The organism is Flavobacterium sp. ZE23DGlu08 (assembly GCF_030505335.1).
Taxonomy (GTDB): Bacteria; Bacteroidota; Bacteroidia; order Flavobacteriales; family Flavobacteriaceae; genus Flavobacterium; species Flavobacterium algoritolerans.
This window is the reverse complement of the sequence record NZ_CP130045.1, coordinates 117,708-140,633: the sequence shown is the minus strand read 5'-3', so window position 1 is coordinate 140,633 and position 22,926 is coordinate 117,708. Positions and strand designations below refer to the sequence as shown.

At 32.9% G+C, this 22,926-nt stretch carries 20 protein-coding genes and 1 tRNA gene; 10 read left to right on the top strand and 11 right to left on the bottom strand.

Annotation, left to right across the window (positions count from 1 at the left end; genetic code table 11):
* Positions 1-14: 14 nt before the first annotated feature.
* Both Q1W72_RS00645 and kdsB read left to right on the top strand, forming a co-directional pair.
* Complete coding sequence (locus Q1W72_RS00645; RefSeq protein WP_302136749.1) at positions 15-695, top strand: GNAT family N-acetyltransferase; 681 nt, start codon at positions 15-17, stop codon at positions 693-695.
* 73 nt (positions 696-768) lie between these two features.
* Positions 769-1,497, top strand: a complete 729-nt coding sequence (gene kdsB / locus Q1W72_RS00640) for a 3-deoxy-manno-octulosonate cytidylyltransferase (protein WP_302136748.1) — start codon at positions 769-771, stop codon at positions 1,495-1,497.
* 13 nt (positions 1,498-1,510) lie between these two features.
* Here kdsB and Q1W72_RS00635 read toward each other — a convergent pair whose 3' ends face one another.
* Positions 1,511-2,176, bottom strand: a complete 666-nt coding sequence (locus Q1W72_RS00635; RefSeq protein WP_302136746.1) for a spermidine synthase — start codon at positions 2,174-2,176, stop codon at positions 1,511-1,513.
* Between the two features lie 61 nt (positions 2,177-2,237).
* Between Q1W72_RS00635 and Q1W72_RS00630 the strand changes: the two genes are divergently transcribed.
* A complete protein-coding gene (locus Q1W72_RS00630; RefSeq protein ID WP_099715607.1) occupies positions 2,238-2,789 on the top strand; it encodes a 1-acyl-sn-glycerol-3-phosphate acyltransferase in 552 nt (183 codons plus the stop codon).
* A gap of 254 nt (positions 2,790-3,043) precedes the next feature.
* On the opposite strand, the gene Q1W72_RS00625 is transcribed toward Q1W72_RS00630, so the two are convergent.
* Positions 3,044-3,520 carry a helix-turn-helix transcriptional regulator gene (locus tag Q1W72_RS00625; protein WP_099715606.1) on the bottom strand — a complete coding sequence of 159 codons (477 nt, stop codon included), beginning with the start codon at positions 3,518-3,520 and terminating at the stop codon, positions 3,044-3,046.
* 311 nt (positions 3,521-3,831) lie between these two features.
* Between Q1W72_RS00625 and Q1W72_RS00620 the strand changes: the two genes are divergently transcribed.
* The 4 genes from Q1W72_RS00620 to Q1W72_RS00605 all read left to right on the top strand — a co-directional run bounded on the left by Q1W72_RS00620 (position 3,832) and on the right by Q1W72_RS00605 (position 8,750).
* Positions 3,832-4,986 carry a M14 metallopeptidase family protein gene (locus Q1W72_RS00620; protein WP_099715605.1) on the top strand — a complete coding sequence of 385 codons (1,155 nt, stop codon included), beginning with the start codon at positions 3,832-3,834 and terminating at the stop codon, positions 4,984-4,986.
* 76 nt (positions 4,987-5,062) lie between these two features.
* The gene (locus Q1W72_RS00615) at positions 5,063-5,542 is read left to right on the top strand and encodes an Lrp/AsnC family transcriptional regulator (RefSeq protein ID WP_072943262.1); all 480 of its coding nucleotides are present in this window, start codon (positions 5,063-5,065) and stop codon (positions 5,540-5,542) included.
* Positions 5,543-5,638: 96 nt separating this feature from the next.
* On the top strand, positions 5,639-8,224 hold the full coding sequence (locus Q1W72_RS00610; RefSeq protein WP_099715604.1) for a phosphoenolpyruvate carboxylase: 2,586 nt from the start codon (positions 5,639-5,641) through the stop codon (positions 8,222-8,224).
* Positions 8,225-8,234: 10 nt separating this feature from the next.
* The gene (locus Q1W72_RS00605; RefSeq protein ID WP_099716347.1) at positions 8,235-8,750 is read left to right on the top strand and encodes a DinB family protein; all 516 of its coding nucleotides are present in this window, start codon (positions 8,235-8,237) and stop codon (positions 8,748-8,750) included.
* 4 nt (positions 8,751-8,754) lie between these two features.
* Here the strand turns inward: Q1W72_RS00605 and Q1W72_RS00600 are convergent, their stop codons facing one another.
* Positions 8,755-9,228 (bottom strand): DNA-deoxyinosine glycosylase, encoded by a 474-nt coding sequence (locus tag Q1W72_RS00600; RefSeq protein WP_099715603.1) that lies wholly within the window; start codon positions 9,226-9,228, stop codon positions 8,755-8,757.
* Positions 9,229-9,425: 197 nt separating this feature from the next.
* Here Q1W72_RS00600 and Q1W72_RS00595 point away from each other — a divergent pair, with 197 nt between their 5' ends.
* On the top strand, positions 9,426-11,312 hold the full coding sequence (locus Q1W72_RS00595) for an IS1634 family transposase (protein ID WP_302134830.1): 1,887 nt from the start codon (positions 9,426-9,428) through the stop codon (positions 11,310-11,312).
* 24 nt (positions 11,313-11,336) lie between these two features.
* Here the strand turns inward: Q1W72_RS00595 and recQ are convergent, their stop codons facing one another.
* From recQ to aroB, 5 genes are all read right to left on the bottom strand, one after another.
* Positions 11,337-13,448 carry a DNA helicase RecQ gene (gene recQ, locus Q1W72_RS00590; RefSeq protein ID WP_099715602.1) on the bottom strand — a complete coding sequence of 704 codons (2,112 nt, stop codon included), beginning with the start codon at positions 13,446-13,448 and terminating at the stop codon, positions 11,337-11,339.
* An 87-nt stretch (positions 13,449-13,535) separates the two neighbouring features.
* Entirely contained in the window at positions 13,536-13,943 is a 408-nt protein-coding gene (locus Q1W72_RS00585) for a DNA primase (protein ID WP_099715601.1), read from the bottom strand.
* Between the two features lie 9 nt (positions 13,944-13,952).
* Complete coding sequence (locus tag Q1W72_RS00580) at positions 13,953-14,924, bottom strand: deoxyhypusine synthase family protein (RefSeq protein WP_099715600.1); 972 nt, start codon at positions 14,922-14,924, stop codon at positions 13,953-13,955.
* Positions 14,925-15,017: 93 nt separating this feature from the next.
* The gene (locus Q1W72_RS00575) at positions 15,018-16,421 is read right to left on the bottom strand and encodes an arginine decarboxylase (protein WP_099715599.1); all 1,404 of its coding nucleotides are present in this window, start codon (positions 16,419-16,421) and stop codon (positions 15,018-15,020) included.
* A 286-nt stretch (positions 16,422-16,707) separates the two neighbouring features.
* Entirely contained in the window at positions 16,708-17,775 is a 1,068-nt protein-coding gene (aroB, locus tag Q1W72_RS00570; RefSeq protein WP_099715597.1) for a 3-dehydroquinate synthase, read from the bottom strand.
* Positions 17,776-17,867: 92 nt separating this feature from the next.
* Here aroB and Q1W72_RS00565 point away from each other — a divergent pair, with 92 nt between their 5' ends.
* Entirely contained in the window at positions 17,868-19,037 is a 1,170-nt protein-coding gene (locus tag Q1W72_RS00565; RefSeq protein WP_099715596.1) for a proline dehydrogenase family protein, read from the top strand.
* 99 nt (positions 19,038-19,136) lie between these two features.
* On the opposite strand, the gene Q1W72_RS00560 is transcribed toward Q1W72_RS00565, so the two are convergent.
* Positions 19,137-20,924, bottom strand: coding sequence for an ABC transporter ATP-binding protein (locus Q1W72_RS00560; RefSeq protein ID WP_302136727.1), 1,788 nt, complete (start codon positions 20,922-20,924; stop codon positions 19,137-19,139).
* A 211-nt stretch (positions 20,925-21,135) separates the two neighbouring features.
* Between Q1W72_RS00560 and Q1W72_RS00555 the strand changes: the two genes are divergently transcribed.
* Positions 21,136-21,210, top strand: a tRNA-Val gene (locus tag Q1W72_RS00555).
* Here Q1W72_RS00555 and Q1W72_RS00550 read toward each other — a convergent pair.
* Positions 21,201-22,724: a recombinase family protein gene (locus tag Q1W72_RS00550; protein ID WP_302136726.1), complete on the bottom strand. Its 1,524-nt coding sequence runs from the start codon at positions 22,722-22,724 to the stop codon at positions 21,201-21,203. The genes Q1W72_RS00555 and Q1W72_RS00550 overlap by 10 nt on opposite strands.
* Complete coding sequence (locus Q1W72_RS00545; RefSeq protein WP_158234581.1) at positions 22,708-22,863, bottom strand: hypothetical protein; 156 nt, start codon at positions 22,861-22,863, stop codon at positions 22,708-22,710. The genes Q1W72_RS00550 and Q1W72_RS00545 overlap by 17 nt, the downstream gene beginning before the upstream one ends.
* Positions 22,864-22,926: the final 63 nt, after the last annotated feature.

Sequence of the window (22,926 nt, the reverse complement as noted above, 5' to 3'; positions counted from 1 at the left end):
CAAAACCAATTATTGTGAAAACACAAGACGATAAAAAATTAGATAATCCGGTTTTGTTTTCGTTATCGGAAACGCATCAAAGTTTTGTGGTAGATTACGGCAGTGTAAAATTTTATCATCCTGATTATTGTCCGTTTGGTGGTTTTGAAAATGCCAATGCAACTGAAAAATCTATCGATGAATATTCTGAGATGGTTGATAGTTTTTTTATTGTTGGAGAAAAACCAGAACTTTCAAATCTATTGCAGTTAAACAAAGAATTGGTTTGTCTTCAAATGATTGTTTATAATCCAATCGATATTGCCATTAATGATCCAATCGTAAAATTGACTGACGAACATATTGATGCTTTATATGAGTTGGTGAACTTGGTGCAACCGGGATATTTTAAAAAGAAAACCGCTTTATTAGGCAATTATTACGGCATTTTCAAAAATGAGGAGCTTGTTGCCGTAACTGGTGAGCGCATGCAAATGAATGACTTTATTGAAGTCAGCGCAGTAGTCACGCATCCCAATCATACCGGAAAAGGATATGCCAAACAATTAGTTGTCCATACCGTAAATGAAATTTTCAAGCAAAATAAAACGCCTTATTTACATGTGATTGAAGACAATAAAGGTGCAATACAATTGTACGAGAAATTGGGTTTTACAATCAGGCGTAAAATTAGTTTTTGGAATATCACAAAGTAAATTTAAGGATTGAGAACAATTTTGTAAATCCTAAAAACATACTAACTTAGCGCTTTAGCAATTCCATATAAAAATGAAAATAATAGCAGTCATTCCCGCCCGTTACGCTTCGACACGATTTCCCGCAAAACTGATGCAGGATTTGGGAGGTAAAACGGTCATTTTAAGAACTTATGAAGCAGCTATAAACACGCAATTATTTGATGATGTTTTTGTGGTAACGGATTCCGATTTAATTTATGAAGAAATTGTTTCTCACGGTGGAAAAGCCATTCGAAGCATCAAAGAACATGAATCGGGGAGTGATCGAATTGCGGAAGCAGTCGAAAATCTGGACGTTGATATTGTGATTAATGTACAAGGTGACGAACCATTTATTGATGCGGAACCTTTGGCAAAAGTGATTGAAGTTTTTAAAAATGATTTGGATAAAAAAGTGGATTTAGCTTCTTTGATGCGCGAAATCACAAATGAAGACGACATCAATAATCCTAATAATGTAAAAGTGGTGGTGGATCAAAACGGATTTGCATTGTACTTTTCACGTTCGGTAATTCCATATCCAAGAGAGAAAAATGTGGGCGTTCGCTACATGCAACACATCGGGATTTATGCTTTTAGAAAACAAGCTTTATTAGATTTTTATAGTTTACCAATGCAATCTTTGGAGGCATCCGAAAAACTGGAACAATTGCGTTATCTGGAATTTGGAAAAAGAATCAAAATGATTGAAACCACTCATGTCGGAATCGGAATTGATACTCCGGAAGATTTAGAAAAAGCCAGGAGAATGATAAAATAAAAAGGCTTTTATTTCAGGCTATTTTTTCAATAACAATCAACTCATTATGAACTTCAACTCTAGGAATGGTTCTTATTTTAAATTGGTTTTTGTAAAATTCAGAAACGTATTTTTTATTTCTTAGATTTTGGCTTTCGTTCAATAACATTGTATTGAAAAGAATAAAACCGCGACTTTTTAAAAGAGAACAAATTCTATTGATAAAAAAAGTTTCAAATAGAAAATTAGGCATTGTCGTATCTTGAAAAATATCGATAATAATTAAATCGTATTTGGTTTTGGTTTTTAAAACAAATTCGAAAGCATCATCAATTACAATTTCAAGATTTTTTACTTTATTTAATTTAAAATAGGTGTTGGCTATATTTATTATTTCCGGGTCAATTTCTACTCCAGTGATTTTCCCCTTATATTTTATTTCATCGACCAAAGTTTTTATAACGCTTCCACCGGCAACTCCCAAAACTAAAATATGATTCATTGGAACTATTTTTTCATAGCCAATGTTTTTTAATCCTAATCTTAAGATGCGCTGCAAACTGCCATATGAATAATTTGCATTTTCAGAATCCAAAACCAATTCCCCATTTGCCCAAGTCACCTCTATTGATTTACTCAACGAAGATTTGGTCTCATAAATTTTTATTGGAATTAGATAACTTAATATTTTTTTAATCATTGGTGGCAGTTTTACTCAAAAATAAGATTTAAATTATTTATTTTGTGCGAAATAATAAAGAATGAAGAAACAATTTTACAAATGGATATTTTTCAAGCTTATGGGTTGGAAAATAGTTGGGACAATTGATGCGGATATCAAAAAATGTGTCATGATGGTGATGCCGCATACAAGTGCGCATGATTTTTATTTGGGAATTTTTACCAGAGGAATAACTGGATTAGAAATGAACTGGGTTGGTAAAAAGGAATTGTTTCGTTTTCCTTTCGGATTTTATTTTAGATATATGGGCGGCGAACCATTGGATCGTTCTGGAGGTTTGAACAAAGTCGATTCTATTGCGGCAATTTTCCAAAGAAAGGAAATTTTTCGTTTGGCTGTTGCTCCGGAAGGAACCCGTGAAAAAGTTACGGAACTAAAAACCGGATTTTATTATATTGCTTTGAAAGCAAATGTTCCTATTATTCCTGTAGCTTTTAATTTTGGTAAGAAAGAAGTAAATTTAGGAAATCCAGTTTTTCCTTCTGGCAATATCGAAAGCGATATGACTATTTTGAAAAAACATTTTATAGGTGTTGAAGGTAAAATTCCAGAAAAAGGATATTTATTTTAGCAAAAGTTATAATAGGATTAAAAGGTTAAAACCAAAACTTTGAATTTTCCGTATATAGAATTATATTCTAAAAATGATTCACACGAAAAGTTTATTGTTAGTTGCGCTTTTTTGATGTTGCTTTTCGCTTCGTGCGATAATATGTAAGAGTTGAAGCTAGTGGAATTTCAGTTTTTTGTTTTTAGAAAATAAAATTACAATTTAGTTTTTTTTTGAATGACCCCAATTTGGAAATCTGAATTGGGGTTATTTTTTTAATCGGGGATATAACTTTTAAAAGTTCCATTTTTATAAAAAATTACGATTTTATCAATTTCATCAGAATGCGATTCTTTGGAGCTATTTTGATTTTCTATTTTTTTTGTTTCCAATGCAGGAATTGGATTTGGAATTTTTATTTCCGAAAATAAATTCTCAGGAATTATTTCAGTAAGCGGAGGAGTAGCAATATTTTGTTTTACTATTTGCTCAACGCTGTTTTCTTTTTTATCAAACTGTTCTGAATTTTTGGGAAAGTTTCCTTTTCCATTCAAAATCCAATACAAATCCACATCGGGGAAAACCTCCAATATTTTAAGTATAAAATCCAAGCTGGGTTTGTTTCTTCCTGAAAGTAGGTGAGACAAACTGGAACGCTGTACGCCAATTTTATCAGCAAAAGAAGAAGCATTCAAACTGTAGTAATCCAGTATAATTTCTAATCTTTTTATAAAATCCTCTATGTTTACCATTGTAAATTAATATTAAAAATTAACTATTTACAAATGTAATCAAAATAGATTGAAACACCAAAATTACAAGTGTAAATAGTATTTATTACAGTAAATAATGTAAAGTTTAAATCGATATAAGTGCGCTTAACTATTTGATAAATAAATACATAATTCATATTCTAAAAACAGGTAACAATTGTCAATTATAGGAACTAGGTTTACTACGGCTAAACGCTAAATACTGTTTACATCATTGAAATTTATGAATTATAAATAGTTTACAAATGTAAATACAAAGATGTTTACTTTTGTAAATCAAATAAAACAGCATGAATTTAGAACAGTTATTCAGTCAATATAAAGAAGAATCTATTCGAGGTCGTTACATAACTTTAGATTCGATTGAGCCATTATTACAAAAATTAAACACCAATAATCAACTAAGTATTATTGGAAAATCAGTTCTTGGAAAATCTATTTATTCGTATGAAATCGGAGCAGGTAAAACTAGAATTTTTCTTTGGTCACAAATGCATGGAAATGAAAGTACAACTACAAAAGCGTTGTTTGACTTTTTAAATGTATTGCATAGTGGTTCAGAATTGGCTCAAAAATTACTAAATATATTTACTTTTTGCAGTATTCCTATGTTGAATCCTGATGGCGCAACATTATATACAAGGGAGAATGCTAATAAAATAGATTTAAATCGCGATTCGCAAGATCTCACGCAGCCAGAAAGCAAGCTTTTAAGAGAGACTTTCGAGACTTTTAAGCCGGATTATTGCTTTAATCTTCATGATCAGCGTACTATTTTTGGTGTAAGCGATACGGGTAAACCTGCTACATTGTCGTTTTTGGCGCCTTCTTATAATGAAGAACGGGAAATAAACGAGTCTAGATTGAAAGCTATCAATTTGATTGCGAGTATAAATGAAGTACTTCAGGAATATTTACCAAATCAAATTGGTCGTTTTGATGATTCGTTTAATATAAACTGTATTGGAGATACGTTTCAGTATTTAGGAGTGCCTACTTTATTGTTTGAAGCCGGACATTTTGCAAATGATTATGAAAGAGAAGAAACGCGTAAATATGTTTTTATGGCGCTAATTTCGAGTTTTATGTCACTTTGCGAAAACGTTATAGTTAGCAACGGAATTAATAAATATTTGAATATTCCTCAAAATAAAGTCGTTTTTTATGATTTTATGTATAAAAACATCAAAATAAATTATGATGGTATCGAAATAATCACCAATTTTGCATCACAATACAAAGAGGAGTTAATTGAAAATCGGGTTTGTTTTAATGCCTATGTTTCACAAATAGGGGATTTAGAAAATTATTTCGGTCATTTTGAATACGATGCTAAAGGAGCTTTATATAAAGATGATTTTGATAATATTCCTAAATTGAATCAAAAAGCTGATTTTTATTTAGATAATAACATAAAAGTTGTTAACGGAATGATAAAAATATAATATTTATGTCTTTTTGTTGTTTTTATGTATATTTTTATACTTTGTTATAGCAATTAATAATATTAATTTAAGAATTATGAGTAAATTTCGTTTAGATGAAGTAGATCACCAGATTTTAGATATGTTGATAGACAATACAAGAGTCCCTTTTACGGATATTGCAAAAAAATTATTGATTTCTGCAGGAACTGTTCATGTCAGAGTAAAAAAAATGGAGGATGCCGGAATTATCATGGGATCTTCATTAGTTCTTGATTATGATAAATTAGGATATTCTTTTATCGCTTATGTTGGTGTTTTTCTAAACAATACCTCTCAAACAAAATTTGTTTTAGAGCGGATTAATGAGATTCCTTTTGTGACAGTAGCTTCTGTTACTACAGGGAAATTCAATATCTTTTGTAAAATTAGAGCTAAAGATACTAAGCATGCAAAGGACGTTATCTTTATGATTGATGATATTGACGGTGTTTACAGAACTGAAACTATGATCTCACTTGAGGAAAGCATAAATGATAAGAAGCGCTTGATGCATACTATTTTTAAAAATATGTAATTAATCTTGAATACGCTATATTATAAATATAACCTCAAGTTAATTCTTGGGGTTTTTTTATGACAAATTAACTAACTAAACCAACTACAACTGATTATGTACACGCTACCAAAAATTGAACGTTTCAATCAGGACGTTCTTTCTAAATACCACATTTATAATAGTGTTTTTATAACATTACCCTTTGATTCTATTGATAATACTGGGGTTTTGCTGCCTTTATTTACAGATGTTTGTGAAATCGGTTTCAAAAAACAGGAAACACCTAAGGAAATTGTCGATTTTTTTGCCAAAAGATATTTGCAAAGTGCTTCAGAGACAGAGAAAATTGATTTAATGTTTCGATTTATTCAATATATCGAGCGTCAAATTGTATTGTTTGATGCCATTGAGGACGCTGCTTTTCCGGTTGTTAATAACATGGAAGGAAGAGGTTCGTTGAGAGATATCAAGGAAAAGTCAGATGCAAAAGACAAGAAAGAAGAATTGATTGATTTTCTGGAAGATTTCAATGTGAGAACCGTTTTGACTGCGCATCCTACGCAATTTTATCCTGGTGCTGTTCTTGGGATTATCAATGATTTGACAGAAGCTATTCGAAAAAATAACTTACTGGATATTAAGCAATTGTTGGCTCAATTAGGTAAGACGCCTTTTATTCAAAACGAAAAACCAAATCCTTTTGATGAAGCAGTTAGTTTAATCTGGTATCTTGAAAATGTGTTTTATCAAACTTCTGGTGAGATGGTGCATTACCTTCAAAAGAATATATATAATGGTGACTCCATAAAAAATCCATTGATTAAGCTTGGATTTTGGCCAGGTGGTGATCGTGATGGAAATCCTTTTGTGACAACGGAGATAACTTTGAAAGTAGCGGAACGTTTGCGAACGTCTATTTTAAAGTGCTATTACGTAGAAATGAGAAATTTAAAAAGAAAATTAACTTTCTCAGGTGTAGATACTTTGGTGACCGAATTGGAACAAAAACTTTACAGGTCTGTTTTTTATTCTAAAGGTGAAATTTTTATCACTTTGAATGAATTTAAATCGCAATTGAATAAAATAAAACAAATTGTTATAGACCAACACCAGTCTTTATATCTGGATGAATTAGATGCGCTTTTGATAAAAGTTAATCTGTTTGGTTTTCACTTTGCGTCTTTAGATATTCGTCAAAACAGCAAAATACACGATACCGTTTTTAAAGACGTAGTAGGATTATATTCAAATTCGAATACATTAGTTTTTCCTAAAAATTATTATGAGCTTTCTGAAGAAGAGAAATTTTCAGTATTGTCTAAGGTTAAAGGTAATCTTGACCCGATTGTATTTGAAAATGAGATGACAAGATCTACAATTGAGTCGATTCAAGCCATAAAAACTATTCAAGAAAACAATGGGGAATTTGGTGCAAACCGTTATATAATAAGTAATAACGAAAGTGCGCTTAATGTGATGGAGACTTTTGCGTTATTCCGTTTGAGTAATTGGGAAAATCCATCCGTTGATATTATTCCGCTTTTTGAATCTGTTGATGATTTACAAAACGCGCATGAAATCATGGAGAAATTATATACGAATCCTGCTTATGCGAAGCATTTGACCAATAGAAACAACAAGCAAACAATCATGCTTGGTTTTTCTGATGGGACTAAAGATGGTGGGTATTTAATGGCGAATTGGAGCATTTACAAGGCAAAAGAGGAGCTTACTGAAATCTCAAGAAAATATGGTATAAAAGCAATTTTCTTTGATGGTCGTGGTGGACCGCCAGCTCGTGGTGGTGGAAAAACACATAAATTCTATGCTTCATTAGGTCCAAACATTGAAAACAACGAGATTCAGGTTACGGTACAGGGACAAACGATTAGTTCTAATTTTGGGACTTTAGATTCTTGTCGTTATAACTTGGAGAATTTGTTAAGCGCTGGTGTAACCAATCAGGTCTTTAGTAAAGGGCAAAATGAGTTGACTGTTAATGAAAAAGATATTTTAGATCAATTAGCAGGTTTAGGATATGAAAAGTATTTGAGTTTTAAAAATCATCCTAAATTCATTCCGTATTTAGAGCAAATGAGTACGTTGAAGTATTATGCTAAAACAAATATTGGAAGCCGCCCATCTAAAAGAAGTAAATCGGAGCATTTAGATTTTGCTGATTTACGTGCGATTCCTTTTGTGGGTTCTTGGAGTCAGTTGAAGCAAAATGTACCCGGATTTTTTGGAGTAGGTACTGCTTTAAAGCATTTTGAAGATACGGATCAATGGAATAAAGTTCAAGATTTATATGATAATTCTTTGTTCTTTAAAACCTTGTTAGAAAACAGTATGATGTCATTGGCAAAATCATTTTTTCCATTAACGGCTTACATGAAAAAAGATCCTCAATTTGGGGCTTTTTGGCAAATAATTTATGACGAATTTTTAGAAACAAAAAGATTACTTTTGAAAATTGCAGGTCATAAAGAGCTTATGGAAAATTATCCTGACGGTAAAGCATCAATACAAATAAGAGAGCGTATAGTATTGCCATTGTTGACAATACAACAATATGCATTACTTCGTATAAATGAATTAAACAAAGAGGATAAGCCAGATGAAGCTTTAATAAAAGTATACGAAAAAATCGTTACCCGTTCTCTTTTTGGAAACACTAATGCCAGTAGAAATTCAGCTTAATTATAAAAAAATGAAAACATATCAATTGCCTGTAAACGAGTATTCAAGTTTTAATGCAACTTATATTCAAGCTGCCGGAAATGTTGAAATGATTGAAGAATTAGAAATTTCTCTTCACGATTTTATTCGTTTTGTACAAAATATTCCAATGGATAAATTTGATTATAGATATGCTGAAGGGAAATGGACAATCAAAGATATTATTCAGCACATCATAGACACAGAGCGCATTTTTGCCTATAGAGCATTGCGAATTTCCAGAAATGATGAAACGCCTTTACCGGGTTTTGATGAGAATCATTATGTAGATAATACGGACGCTAATAGTAGAAATATTCAAGATTTATTAGCAGAATTCTCAGCGGTTAGACATTCTAATTTATTTCTTTTTAAAAGCTTTTCAGAAGAGCAAATGAAAAGAACCGGAACAGCATCTAATACAGTTGTCTCAGTTCGTGCAATTGCTTTTATAATTATAGGTCATTTAAAGCACCATCAAAAAGTTTTTCAAGAAAGATATTTATAATTTATTAGAAGCAAGTTGACCAATTTTTCAGCTTGTTTTCAAATGACATGGTATTAGCAGGACTAGTGGAAGGCATCACATAATACGTGATGTCTTCTATTTGTCCAAATTTTTTCAGAAAGTATTTATGGCTTTCTTTTCCGTTAAAAATGATTTTAGTGATTCCTGGGAATTCTCTAAACAAGGTTTTAAAATCATTTTCCTTTTGATTTTTGATATGAATATCCAGACTTCCTTTTCTTTCGCAATTTTCTAAAACATCCCAAAGTCCTATTTTATTCGCTTGGAGTAATTGTATTTTTTCCTCGAATTTTTCAGATATTGGTAAATTATGCAATAGCGTATACATTATTTTCCAAAAATGATTTCTTTGATGTGCATAATATTCCTGCTTTTCCAGAGAGGCGATTCCAGGCATTGTTCCCAAAATCAAAATTTCGGTTTGAGAATTTACAAAAGGAGGGAATGAATTGATCATTTTAACCCAACTTGCAGGGTTGAATGACGATAAAAGTTAATTAATTGTTAATTACATCATTTTAACAATCATTTCTGTAAGTTTTTATTTAAAAATTGGTATTTTTTGTATTCAAAACAGGTGTTTTTTAGGTAAATTCCGTTTTGTAGTCCCCAGCAAATCTTGTCTTTAATGGGGATATTTCCGATTTTTACTAAATGTATTTCAAATCTACTTTTCGTCGAAATCCTGAAACAGGCAAAATGGAATCCTACTACCGATTGGTAGAGAGTTTTCGTGATCAAAACGATATTGTTAGAAACAGAACTATTGTAACTGCTGGATTTATAGACCATTTAACGGCTGAGGAATTGAATTATATCCAGAAAAAATTGACTGAAAAACTCAATGGAAAAAACAGCTTGTTTGAAGATGATTTTCAAGAACATCTTTGGGAGTATATTGATGAATTGTATTCCAAAATACTAAAATCAAACAAAATAGATAATTCTCATTCTTCCCAAAAAGACATTCACAGTGTAGATTTGAACACACTAAAACACACTGAAGCACGTGAACTAGGAGGTGAATGGATGAGTTTGCAAACATTGAAGCAACTAAAAATAGACCAGTTTTTATTGGATAAAAATTGGCCGGAAGAACAAGTTCAATTGGCACTCACTCAAATTATAAGCAGAGCCGTTTATCCCGCGAGCGAAAACAGAACCAGTAAATGGATAAAAGAAAATTCGGCTATTTGTGAATTAACCGCTTATCCTATCAAAAAAATAACAAAGGATAAATTATATCAATCTGCCTTAAATTTGTATCAAGTTAAAGATGAGATGGAAAAATATTTGTCTCAAAAGACCAATGAATTATTTGATATTGAAGATAAATTTTATTTGTATGACCTAACCAATACCTATTTTGAAGGTCAGAAAAAGAACAGTGATTTAGCTCAGTACGGACGTAGCAAGGAAAAGCGAACCGATGCCAAACTAGTTGTTTTGGCAGCTGTTGTAAATGTAGAAGGCTTTTTGAAATATTCCAATATCTACCAAGGGAATATGGCCGATTGCAAGACCTTGTCCGATATGATTGATAGCCTTCGTGAGGCTACGAGTGAGTCCACAAAAAAGGCTTTGGTGATTATGGATGCTGGTATTGCCACTGACGAAAACTTGAAATTGGTGACAGAAAAAGGATATGATTATTTATGTGTAAGCCGTACTAAACCCAAAAAATATGCCTTAAAAAATGAAATCCCTACAATAGTTTATGACAAAAAAAATCAGAAAATAGAGCTGAATGAAATTGAAGGTGAAGAACAAAATCAGTGTGTTTTCAAGGTGAAAAGCGACATGAAAGCAATGAAAGAACGTTCAATGAATCGCAAATTTAAAACCCTTTATGAAGACACATTAACCAAACTTGCCAATGGATTAGCCAAAAAATCGGGGATAAAAAAGCAAGAAATTATAAATCAAAAAATAGGGCGATTGCAACAAAAATATCCCTCAATAGCCAAGCATTACCAAATTGATTTATTGGTTGACCAAAAAACGAGCAAGGTAACTTCTATGAAATGGGAGGTCAAAGAAAGTCAAATAAATCAGAAAAAAGAACATGGCGTTTATTTTATAAAAACGTCTCTAAAAGAAAGGGATGAGCAAACAATTTGGAGAATATACAATTGCATACGAGAAATTGAAAGTACTTTTAGAACGTTAAAAACAGACTTGGATTTACGACCTATTTATCATCAGAACGATGAGTCAACTATGGCACATTTAAACCTTGGATTGTTAGCCTATTGGATCGTAAATACGATTAGATATCAACTAAAAGTAAAAAAAATAAATCACGATTGGCAAGAAATTATGAGAATTGCAAATACTCAAAAGTTAGTTACAACAGAGATAAAAGATGTACTTGAAAACACAATCGAAATTAAGAAATGTTCAGAGCCAAGCCCTAAACTAAAGGAAATTTACTTAGCCCTAAACTATAAAAAATGTCCCTTTACCAGGAAAAAATTTGTAGTCCCCAAATCTGAAATCCTAAAACAAGATTTCCTTTTTAAACAAAGGTTTACAAGCTAAAGTCTGCAAGTTGGGTTAAGTTTTTTAAAGTGCTGTATTTTCTTTTTCTAGTATTGCTAATGCCAAACGGATTTTTCCATAATCTATTTTTTCTTCTAAATAATCAAAATAAGGTTTTAAGGCATTTGGCGATTCCAGTTTTATTTGCGCTTCAGCAATTTGAGAAACTTCTTTTTTTGAGATAAACGGATTCAAATCTACTTCAGCTCCATCAACATAAAGTTTCGCTAAATGGGACATAATCGTACTTAAACCTAATTTTCTTTTTTGAGCAATTTCCTCTACTGATAATCCATTTTTATAAAGTTCTAATGTTTCTTTGTAGGTAGTGGCTTCTTTCTTTTTTCTGACAACTTTAGATTTTTGAAAATCAATAATTGCTTTGATAAAAGCATCACCATATTTTTCCAGTTTTGCTCTACCAACGCCATCAATTGCTAATAATTCGGTATCACTCATTGGTCTTTCAGTTTCCATTTGGCGTAAAGCCGCATCGCTAAAAATTACATAAGCAGGAACTTCTTCTTCTTTGGAAATCTCATAACGTAATTTTCGTAAGGTTTCAAAAAGTGAATTTGCAACCGATTTACTTTTCGTTTCTTTGACTTCGTGCTTCTCAATGTTGATTTTCTGAACCGTGGTTAGTTGTACTTTTTCTCCTTCAAACAATACTTTTTTGGCAAGAGCCGTTAATCTGATTTTGTTTTGTTTATGAAAAGCAATTTCGCAATAGCCCAGATTGATGAGTTGGATTAGATATTGATTCCAATCAAACCACGAAAGATCAACTCCAACGCCGTATGTTTTTAGATTTTGATACTGTTTTTCGTAGATATAGGCATTTTTTGAGCCGCGCAGAAAGTCAATGATTACAGGTAAAGGTTCCGTTTCCTGCAAACGAATAATTGCCGATAATGCTTTTTGAGCAATCACCGTTCCATCAAAAAACAGCGGCGGATTTTTGCAAATATCACAATTCCCGCAATTTTCAGTAATGAGTTCCCCAAAATAGGAAAGTAATATCTTTCTGCGGCAACTTAAGGCGTCTGCATATTGTTTCATTCGCTCCAGTTTAGCCAGTTGCACTTCGGCATTTAAGCCTTCGGAGGCAAATTTCTGCAATTGAATCACATCGCCATAACTCTCAAACAATACTGTTTCTGATGGCAAACCATCTCGACCGGCACGACCGATTTCCTGGTAATAGCCTTCGATATTTTTCGGCAAATTATAATGAATGACCCAGCGCACATTTGATTTGTCAATTCCCATTCCAAAAGCAATGGTTGCACAAACCACTTTACAATCATCGTTGATAAATTCGTCTTGTGTTTTAGAGCGAATTTTAGTGTCTAAACCAGCATGATAGGCTTTTGCACTAATACCAATTTTTTGTAGTTTATCTGCAAGTTCTTCTGTTGTTTTTCTGCTTAAGCAGTAAATAATTCCAGATTCATTTGGTTTTTCTTGAATGAAATCTATAATTTGTTTGACTCTGTCTAAAGCGGGACGCACTTCTAAACTTAAATTTTTTCGATCAAAAGAAGCTACAAATAATCTAGGGTTTTTTAAATTTAATTGTTCGCTAATGTCTTTGCGTGTAGCTTTATCGGCTGTGGCAGTTAAAGCTAAAATTGGAGTGGAAGGGAAGCGGTTTTTTAGATAACCCAAGTTAGTATACGCTGGACGAAAATCGTGTCCCCAAGACGAAATACAATGCGCTTCGTCAATTGCAATAAGGCTTATGCTTAAACTGTTGAAGATAGAATCCAGAAAAGATAAACTTTCGGGAGCAATGTAAACTAACTTAATTGTATTAGATTTTAAACGTTCCAAATAAAACTGTCGTTCCTCTTCGGTTTGGCTGCTGTTGATGTAACAGGCTTCAATTCCGTTTGCTTTCAAGCCATCGACTTGATCTTTCATCAAAGCAATTAACGGAGAAATTACGATTGTAATTCCTGAAAAAATCAGTGCAGGCAATTGAAAGCAAATTGATTTTCCACCACCCGTTGGCATAATCGCTAGTGTATCTTGGCCGGAAAGAATACAATTTATAATGTCTTCTTGATTGGGTCTGAATTTTTCAAAACCAAAGCTCTCTTTCAGTTTGGCGTGTAAAATTTCATGGGTCATTGTGGCGTGTATTTAGAGGTCTAAAGTAATAAAAAAAGGAACTCGTGGTGAGTTCCTTTATAAATGTATTTTTAAAAATGAGATTAATTAATCCTCATCTTCTTCGTCATCATCTTCATCTGAAAAGTCTTTTTCGTCTGAATCGTCATCGTCTTCATCATCTCCTGAATCAGAATCTGGTTTATCGATAGCATCTTCATCATCGTCATCATCAATATCGTCATCTAAATCTAAACCTTTGATTGGTTCAACAACATCGTCTATGATTATTTCATCATCTTCATCATAATTTTCAATTCTATCAGCAAGTTTAGTGCTCACTTTTACTAAATAAATAGTGTCTTCAGTTCGTACTTCAACTGCTTCAACTAATTCATTTTTAGCGTTTCTAAAACTAATAATGTTTGAATCATCATAACCATCTGGAAATTTATCCACCAATAGGTTTAAAATTTCATTGGTAAGTTTTGCGTAATCAACAATTACTCTTTTCATAAAAATATTCTATAAGTCTAATAAATAAGCGAAAATTAAAGGTGCTACAATGGTAGCATCGGACTCAATAATAAACTTTGGAGTTTTAATGTCTAATTTACCCCAAGTAATTTTTTCATTTGGCACCGCTCCAGAATACGAACCATAACTGGTCGTTGAATCTGAAATCTGACAGAAATAACTCCAAAACGGAATGTCATGCATTTCCATATCTTGGTATAACATTGGTACAACACATATTGGAAAATCTCCAGCAATACCACCACCAATTTGAAAGAAACCTACGCCGTTTGTACTGTTTTTTGGATACCAGTCTGACAAGAAAACCATATATTCGATACCGGATTTCATTGTAGAAGCTTTCAAATCTCCCTTAATTACATACGATGCAAATATATTTCCCATAGTACTGTCTTCCCAACCCGGTACAATAATAGGCAAATTTTTCTCAGCAGCTGCATACATCCAACTGTCTTTTAAGTCAATTTCGTAATATTCTTCAAGAACACCTGAAAGTAACATTTTGTACATAAATTCATGCGGAAAGTATCTTTCACCTTTATCATCAGCATCTTTCCAGATCTTGTAAATATGCTTTTGCAAACGACGGAATGCTTCGTGCTCCGGTATACAAGTATCTGTAACACGATTTAAACCTCTCTCCAGTAAATCCCATTCGTCTTGAGGAGTCAAATCACGATAATTAGGCACTCTTTCGTAGTGAGAATGCGCTACCAAATTCATGATATCTTCTTCAAGATTTGCACCAGTACAAGAAATAATTTGCACTTTGTCCTGACGAATTATTTCGGAAAAAATCTTTCCAATCTCTGCTGTACTCATAGCTCCAGCCATGCTCACCATCATTTTTGCACCATTGGCTAATTGTTGTTCGTAAGCCTTAGCTGCGTCAACTAAAGATGCAGAATTAAAATGCAAATAATGCTTTTCAATAAACTGACTGATTGGTCCTTTGCTCATTTTTTAAAATTTAAATACTTAAAAATCACTATGTTAAAAATACTATTTCAAATTTAACGAATTTTTAAATTGACTAATTGAATTATTGTGAATTTATTTTTTCTTATCGTACCCTAATATTTTCAGAACGTCTTCAGAGGTTTGTTGCTCTGAGAATACCTCAGTTGCCAAAAATCCGTTTTCGTCTCTGTCAATCAATATGTGTTTAGGCTGTGGAATCAAACAGTGATGTAAACCGCCGTAACCCCCAATTGTTTCCTGATAGGCTCCAGTATTAAAGAATCCAATGTATAATGGTTTTTCTTTATTGTATTTTGGTAAATAGATGGCATTCATGTTTTGTTCTGAGTTGTAATAATCATCGCTGTCACAAGTCATTCCACCCAATAAAACCCTTTCGTATGTATCATTCCAGCGATTGACTGCCAGCATGATGAAACGTTTGTTGATTGCCCAAGTATCCGGTAAAGTAGTGATGAAAGATGAATCAATCATGTTCCACTTTTCTCTGTCATTTTGTTGTTTTTGATACAATATCTGGTAAATGGCTCCACCACTTTCACCTACAGTATACGAACCAAATTCAGTGAAAATATTTGGAACATCGACTTCGGCTTCATCACAAGCTATTTTAATCTGATTGATGATTTCGTCAATCATATATTGATAATCGTACTCAAATGCCAATGAGTTTTTTATTGGAAAACCTCCACCAATATTTAATCCGTCAAGAGTAGGGCATTCCTTTTTTAATGCTACGTAAACCTTGATACATTTTACTAATTCATTCCAGTAATAGGCATTGTCATTGATACCTGTATTGATAAAAAAGTGCAACATTTTCAGTTCCAATTTCTTGTTTTCTTTGATTTCCTTTTTGTAAAACGGAACAATGTTTTTGTATCCAATTCCCAATCTAGAAGTATAAAACTCAAATTTAGGCTCTTCTTCTGCAGCAATTCTAATTCCAATCTTGAATTTGTTTTTTATCTGACCTTGAAGTAAATCAAGTTCTTCATAATTGTCAATAATTGGAATTGTGTTTTTATGACCAGTATTAATAAGTCGCGCTATATTCTCAATATATTGGTCTCTTTTGAAACCATTACAAATTACATACGTGCTTTTATTGATTTTTCCGTTTGCCAATAAATTCTCAACAATATTAATGTCGAAAGCAGACGATGTTTCAATATGGATGTTATTCTTGAAAGCCTCATTCATAATGTATTCAAAATGAGAGCTTTTAGTACAATAGCAATAATAATATTTTGCCTCATACTTATTTTTTTCCATTGATTTACGAAACCAGCTTTTGGCTTTGTTGATATTATTGGAAATTTGAGGTAAATAAGTAAATTTTAAAGGCGTACCATATTTTTCTACTAGTTTCATCAAATCAATATTGTGAAACTGAAGATTATCTTTGTTTAAAGTAAATTCTTCTTGAGGAAAGTAATAGGTTTGATTGATTAAATCAGAATATTTTGTATTCATTATATTTTAGAATTATAGATTAAAATAGTGTGTATAACTTAATCTAAAATTCAAACTCTGATATTTGCATAAACAATCTGAAGCTTCTCGTTTTCTGCCTTCATGTATTGGAAAATATCAAAACTAAAGTTTCCTTTAATAGAATAAAACCGTTTCAATATTCTTAGAAAAGACATATTGTTTCGGGTTTTATTAGAACTATAATTTCGCTTGTTTTGACTTTTTTTCATCGATGCAAATGTAAAAAATATTATATACGCAATGCAATCCTTTTTATAAAAAATAATTAAGATTTATAATCTTGAAACGCTTCAAGAATTAATTCATTTTCAACAGATTGATTGATTTTTATTTTTCCGATACCTTCTATTAAAGCAAACTGTATGTTTCCGTACTCGTTTTTTTTGTCGTGTATGAGTAATTCCATGATAGGTTCGATGTCATTTTCATCAAAAATAATGTCGTCATATATAGACTTTATGCTTGATTTTATCTGAAAATACTCTTCTTGACTGATGAGTTTTTTATGTAATGAAATGTAGCTTTCCAATATCATCCCAACGGCAATAGCTTCTCCGTGCAATAAAGTGGTTTTATTTTCATTTTCTAGAAAATAACTTTCAATGGCATGACCTAAAGTATGACCAAAATTCAATGATTTCCGAATGTTTTTCTCAGTAGGATCTTGAATTACAATTTCATTCTTTATTTCGACAGAACGGTAAATTAATGCATCAAAATCAGCAAAATCTATAGATTTTAAATCTAAAAATTGCTCCCAATATTCCTTATCATATATTAAACCGTGTTTTAGCATTTCGGCAAGACCGGAACGCATTTCGTTTTGTGGTACTGTTTCAAGATATTGGGTATCGATAAGCACCATTATTGGAACATTAATAACACCAATTTGGTTTTTTAAATTTCCTAAATCAACCCCATTTTTTCCGCCTACAGAAGCATCAACCATGGATAGTAGCGTGGTAGGAATGTGAATAAAATCAACTCCTCGCTTGAATGTTGAAGCAACAAATCCGCCTAAATCAGTAACAACACCGCCACCCAGATTAATTACAAGACTTTTTCTGTCAGCACCTAGTTCTGTTAATACATTCCAAATTTGGACGCAAGTCTCAATATTTTTATTCTCTTCACCGGCATCAAATTCAATGATTTCAATAGTAAGATCCGTTTCTAAAAAAGGGAGAAATTTTGGTATGCAAAATTCATTTGTATTACTGTCTACAATAATAAAAAGTTTGGAATACTTATTTTCTGTCAAATGAAGGTTTAAGGCTTCATATCCTTTTTCGTTGAAATGAATCGGATAACTGTTGGCTTGAATTGATTGCATCTGTATTGATTAATTGGAACCGCAAAATAAGGCAATTTTTGCTAAATAATATTCAAAACTCTGTCTATATTTGTACAAAAATTTAACAAATAATGGAAAAAATATTCAATAATACGCAAGTTGCCTTTTCATTAAAAAGTGATACGGAACTTGATAGAGCTTATTTTCTTTTCAAAATGATTGATAATCAACCTCTAGTTCGAATAGGAACTGCGGTTACTAATTTTGCCCTAAAAGCGAATCTTCCTGTGGAAGGTTTGATACGTGCTACGGTTTTTGACCATTTTTGTGGCGGAGTAAACGAAGTGGACTGTCTTTCGGTTGTTGATAAAATGTACACTAAAGGAGTTTCATCTGTTTTGGATTATTCTGTAGAAGGAAAAGAGGAAGAAGATCAGTTTGATGCTGCACTTGAAATGACTTTAAAAACCATTGAATTTGCCAAAGAACGTCAAGCAATTCCTTTTGCAGTTTTTAAACCAACCGGTTTCGGTCGTTTTGAATTGTATGAGAAATTGGGCGAAAAACAAACGTTAACTCCTGAAGAGCAGGCAGAATGGAATAGAGTAGTGGCTCGTTTTGATTTGGTTTGTAAAGATGCTCATGCAAAAAATGTTGCCTTACTCATTGATGGTGAAGAAAGTTGGATGCAAGATGCGGCGGATGATTTAGTGACCGAAATGATGCGCAAATACAATAAAGAAAAAGCCATTGTTTTCAATACGTTGCAAATGTATCGCTGGGATCGTTTGGATTACCTGAAAAAATTACACGAGCAAGCCAAAAAAGAGGGATTCTTCATTGGTATGAAATTAGTTCGTGGTGCTTACATGGAAAAAGAAATTGCACGTGCAGAAGAAAAAGGATATCCATCGCCAATATGCGCTTCAAAAGAAGCTACCGATGAAAATTATGACGCTGCAGTTCGCTATATGATTGAACACTTAGATACAATGTCTATTTTTGCAGGAACCCACAATGAGTTAAGTACCTATACGTTGATGGAATTGATGCAGCAAAAAGGGATTAAAACAAACGATGATAGAATTTGGTTTGGTCAATTGTATGGAATGAGTGACAATATAAGCTACAATTTGGCCGCTCATGGCTATAATGTTGCTAAATACCTGCCTTTTGGTCCTGTAAAAGATGTGATGCCGTACTTGATTCGTCGTGCTGAAGAAAATACTTCGGTAGCGGGACAAACCAGTCGAGAATTGACATTAATTAAAACAGAACGTAACAGAAGAAAAGGGAAATAAAGTTCTCAGTGTTCAGTTTTTAGTATTCGGTTATATTAAAATCTATAAAAAAACTCCATTAGTCCTTTGATTAATGGAGTTTTTTATTGGAATTAAAATTTAAGAATTGCTAAATTGTAAATTGCTTAAATTTTTATAAATACCATTTTCTAAAGCTATTAATTCTTGATGCGTTCCTTGTTCAGTAATTTTTCCTTTATCCAAAACCAAAATTTGATCGGCACTTCGAATGGTCGAAAGACGGTGTGCTATAATGATGCTGGTTCTTCCTTCCATCAAAATTTCCAACGCTTCTTGAACTAGTTTTTCACTTTCACTGTCTAATGATGATGTGGCTTCATCCAGAATCAATATACTTGGGTTTTTCAATAAAGCTCTCGCAATTGCAATACGTTGTCTTTGTCCTCCGGAAAGTTTAATTCCTCTTTCTCCCACAATAGTTTCAAATTTTTCAGGAAAACTTTCGATAAAATTATAAGCATTTGCTTGTTTTGCAGCTGTAAGAATTTCTTCTTCGGTTGCATTTGGTTTACCATACGCAATATTTTCTCTGATGGTTCCTCCAAATAGAATAACATCTTGCGGTACAATACTCATGTTTCCGCGAAGGTTTTCTAAATCAAAACCATAAATATTTTTTCCGTCAACTAATATTTCTCCTTCATCAATATTATAAAAACGTAATAATAGGGAAGCAATAGTCGATTTTCCAGTTCCACTTGGACCTACAATAGCAATTTTTTGGCCAAAATTAGCCGTAAAACTGACGTCTTTCAATACTTTAATTTCTTTTCTGGAATGGTAACTGAACGCTACATTGTTGAACGTAACATTACCTTTTATTTTCTGGGTTTCAGCAGCCTCTTGAACTGAATTAATTTTTTCAGGAGTTTCATCCAATAATTCAAAAACTCTTTCCGTGGCACCAATCGCTTTTTGGATTTGGGCATAAAGTTCAGCGATTCCTCCAAAAGAAGCTCCTACAAATGTAGAATACAATACGAAAGAAATTAATTGTCCCACGCTCATTTCACCACTGATGCTCAATCGAACACCAAACCAAACTACGGCTACAATAGCTCCAAAAAGACAGAAAATAATGAATGAAGCAAAGTATCCTCGGTATTTTCCACCTTTGATAGCTAATTTTACAACTTCTTTAATTTTACCATTATAGCGGGCAATTTCATACCATTCATTGGCGAAAGCCTTAACAATACTGATTCCTTGCATGGTTTCTTCAACAATTACCTGGCTTTCGGCAACTTGATCTTGTACTTTTTTAGAATATTTCCTGATAAATCGTCCAAAAATAACGGCAGCAACAGCCACAAGCGGAACTACTGATAACATCAACAAAGTCAGTTTGATGCTTTCGTTTGCTAATAAAAGAACACCTCCAATAATTAGAATAAATTGTCTTAAGAATTCGGCAATTGTAGACGTTAAAGTGTCTTGTATTTGTGTTATATCAGAACTGATTCTACTGTTTAATTCTCCAACACGCTTTTGCGAGAAGAAAGACATGGGTAGTTTTACCAAATTACTGTAAAGCGATAATCTAAGATTAGCTAAGGTGTTTTCAGTGAAATTGACAAATAAATACAATCTGAAAAACGAAAATATTGATTGAAGAAATAAGATTATTATTAAACCTCCTGCAATCATGTTTGCCTGATCGTTATCCTTATTTTTCACGCAATCGATAAGCATCCCCATCAATTTTGGAAAAGCTAAAGCAGTAGCACCGGTAAATAATAAAAAAATTAAACCTACATAAAATTTCCAACGATGATTTCCAGCATATTGAAATATTAGAATTGCTTTATTGAGAGAACTTGCAGTTATTTTTGATTTTGGTAAATCATTTTCTTTGAACCTTGCCATTATGTATTGTTTATGTCACAAATGTAAGACTATAACGAATCAATACAAAAAAATAGTAGTGTTTCATGCGAAACATAAAGTACTATGATAGAGCGTGAAAGCAAATAGGCTCAATATTTTATTCATTTTTTTTACAGTTTTGCTTGCAGATACGATTTCTAGCTGTATATTTGCACTCGCAATAAGGAAATAAAAATGACTGCATTGTTTAGGGCGATTAGCTCAGCTGGTTCAGAGCACCTCGTTTACACCGAGGGGGTCGGGGGTTCGAACCCCTCATCGCCCACTGTGAGGGATTACCGAAAGGTTTTCCCTCTTTTTTTTGTATATAAGACATCCTTTTTCCTCCATTTTACTGGCATTATGAGAAAATATATCTAAAATTGTAGGTGTTCGATATATACCCTCTTGGTAGTATAAGTTACCATTGAACACCATCTTTACAAACTCACGCTTTTGCAAAGTATCTGACTTTGTGTAGACATGTTTGATATCACCCAATAAATCCAGATTACGGTCTAAAATCTCGAAGGCCTTCCCTTGATTTGGGCTAAGCCTTTCTATTGCTGCTGTAATGGTCAATATATGGTCACTGTAAGTAGAATACCATCTTTCGTAGGTATCCTTGTTTATCTCGTCCCTAAACCATTTTTCTTCTACTGCATTTAATAGCTGCTGTACTTCCTCCAGCTCATGTTTTTTGTCTGCTACTTTTTTCTTGTTTGCCTTTACTTCCTGTTCAATTGAGGCGTAACTGCCATCTCTTATCTCTTTAATCTGTCTTTCAGGAACGCTCATGAAATCGCAGACGTTCAAGAATTGCTCATGTGCTTTGACAGCACTAATGTTGTTATGCTTTGAATGCTTGCATTTATAATAGTAGAAGTATTTTCCAGATTTACCACGAGAAGGCGCACCAGTAAGCGGAGTTCCACAATGGCATTTTACAACGCCGCGTAGCGGTATTTCATCATCGATAACTACCTTTACTTTATCAACTTTCTTCATTTTGGACTGTACCATTGTCCATGTTGTCTTATCAACTATTGGCTCATGAATGGCTGGAAAAAGACCTCCCGGCAGATCTTTGAACGGCTCAACCCTTACAAGCCCTGCATAAACAGGATTTGCAAGCACACGATCAATAGCCATGTTGCCTTTCCTGTCAAAACCTGATTGATAAGCTATTTCTTTGATTTTATATAACGGCACATCACGCAGATACATATCATAAATTGTTTTGACAATTTTAGCTTCTATCTCATTTACTTCAAGATGGCGCTGTTTTCCTTCTCCAACCTTGCTGTAGCCGAAAGGTTTTTCTCTAGTAAGGAAACGACCTTCTTTTGCACGGGCTGTATAGAGTCCGCCACGCACTTTTATACTCCTGTTGATATTGTCTTCTTCAGCTAGCAACAATTGTAAGCCTGCTCGGAAAAAGCTTCCCGGTGTATCATAATCAAAAACGATCCCTTCAGTCACGCTGATAATTTGAATACTGTATTTTTTTTGAAATTGTTTGACCAAACTCATAGCTTCACCCGCATCCCTGCTGAAACGGTCAAGCTGGTCTACAAGTAGGTAATCCACCGATTTATAATGCTTGGCAATGAATGCCTGTAATTTTATAAAATCTGGACGGTCAAAAGTCTTGGCACTTTTACCCCTGTCAATGAAGGAATCCACCAACTTTATATTATTATATTGCAGGTATTGATCGGTATACAATTCCTGTCTTTCAATCGAGCCATTACTTTGCCCTAATTGACTAAATCTCAAATATCTAATCGCCCTCTTCATATAATTCTTTCAATGTTAATGATACAATAATTTCAATCATTAAATCTACGAATTTTTGTTCTTTTTCCCGTTCTATATCTTCATAATTTTTTGAGATATATTCTTCTACATCAGTCTGTTTGATAAATTCCTGCTTCATTTTGTACCTCCTTTGCCTTTTGGTAAAACAATATTTTTTAATGAGCCAATGAATTTAAACCAT

Bases quoted from the DNA above. Each gene is read 5' to 3' on its own strand.
- kdsB (WP_302136748.1), top strand. From the start codon at position 769: ATGAAAATAATAGCAGTCATTCCCGCCCGTTACGCTTCGACACGATTT.
- Q1W72_RS00565 (WP_099715596.1), top strand. From the start codon at position 17,868: ATGGAAAAAATATTCAATAATACGCAAGTTGCCTTTTCATTAAAAAGT.
- Q1W72_RS00625 (WP_099715606.1), bottom strand. From the start codon at position 3,520: ATGGTAAACATAGAGGATTTTATAAAAAGATTAGAAATTATACTGGAT.
- Q1W72_RS00595 (WP_302134830.1), top strand. From the start codon at position 9,426: ATGTATTTCAAATCTACTTTTCGTCGAAATCCTGAAACAGGCAAAATG.
- Q1W72_RS00630 (WP_099715607.1), top strand. From the start codon at position 2,238: ATGAAGAAACAATTTTACAAATGGATATTTTTCAAGCTTATGGGTTGG.
- Q1W72_RS00560 (WP_302136727.1), bottom strand. From the start codon at position 20,924: ATGGCAAGGTTCAAAGAAAATGATTTACCAAAATCAAAAATAACTGCA.
- Q1W72_RS00600 (WP_099715603.1), bottom strand. From the start codon at position 9,228: ATGATCAATTCATTCCCTCCTTTTGTAAATTCTCAAACCGAAATTTTG.
- Q1W72_RS00610 (WP_099715604.1), top strand. From the start codon at position 5,639: ATGTACACGCTACCAAAAATTGAACGTTTCAATCAGGACGTTCTTTCT.
- Q1W72_RS00580 (WP_099715600.1), bottom strand. From the start codon at position 14,924: ATGAGCAAAGGACCAATCAGTCAGTTTATTGAAAAGCATTATTTGCAT.
- Q1W72_RS00550 (WP_302136726.1), bottom strand. From the start codon at position 22,724: ATGAAGAGGGCGATTAGATATTTGAGATTTAGTCAATTAGGGCAAAGT.
- Q1W72_RS00545 (WP_158234581.1), bottom strand. From the start codon at position 22,863: ATGAAGCAGGAATTTATCAAACAGACTGATGTAGAAGAATATATCTCA.
- recQ (WP_099715602.1), bottom strand. From the start codon at position 13,448: ATGACCCATGAAATTTTACACGCCAAACTGAAAGAGAGCTTTGGTTTT.
- Q1W72_RS00605 (WP_099716347.1), top strand. From the start codon at position 8,235: ATGAAAACATATCAATTGCCTGTAAACGAGTATTCAAGTTTTAATGCA.
- Q1W72_RS00620 (WP_099715605.1), top strand. From the start codon at position 3,832: ATGAATTTAGAACAGTTATTCAGTCAATATAAAGAAGAATCTATTCGA.
- Q1W72_RS00615 (WP_072943262.1), top strand. From the start codon at position 5,063: ATGAGTAAATTTCGTTTAGATGAAGTAGATCACCAGATTTTAGATATG.
- aroB (WP_099715597.1), bottom strand. From the start codon at position 17,775: ATGCAATCAATTCAAGCCAACAGTTATCCGATTCATTTCAACGAAAAA.
- Q1W72_RS00575 (WP_099715599.1), bottom strand. From the start codon at position 16,421: ATGAATACAAAATATTCTGATTTAATCAATCAAACCTATTACTTTCCT.
- Q1W72_RS00635 (WP_302136746.1), bottom strand. From the start codon at position 2,176: ATGATTAAAAAAATATTAAGTTATCTAATTCCAATAAAAATTTATGAG.
- Q1W72_RS00585 (WP_099715601.1), bottom strand. From the start codon at position 13,943: ATGAAAAGAGTAATTGTTGATTACGCAAAACTTACCAATGAAATTTTA.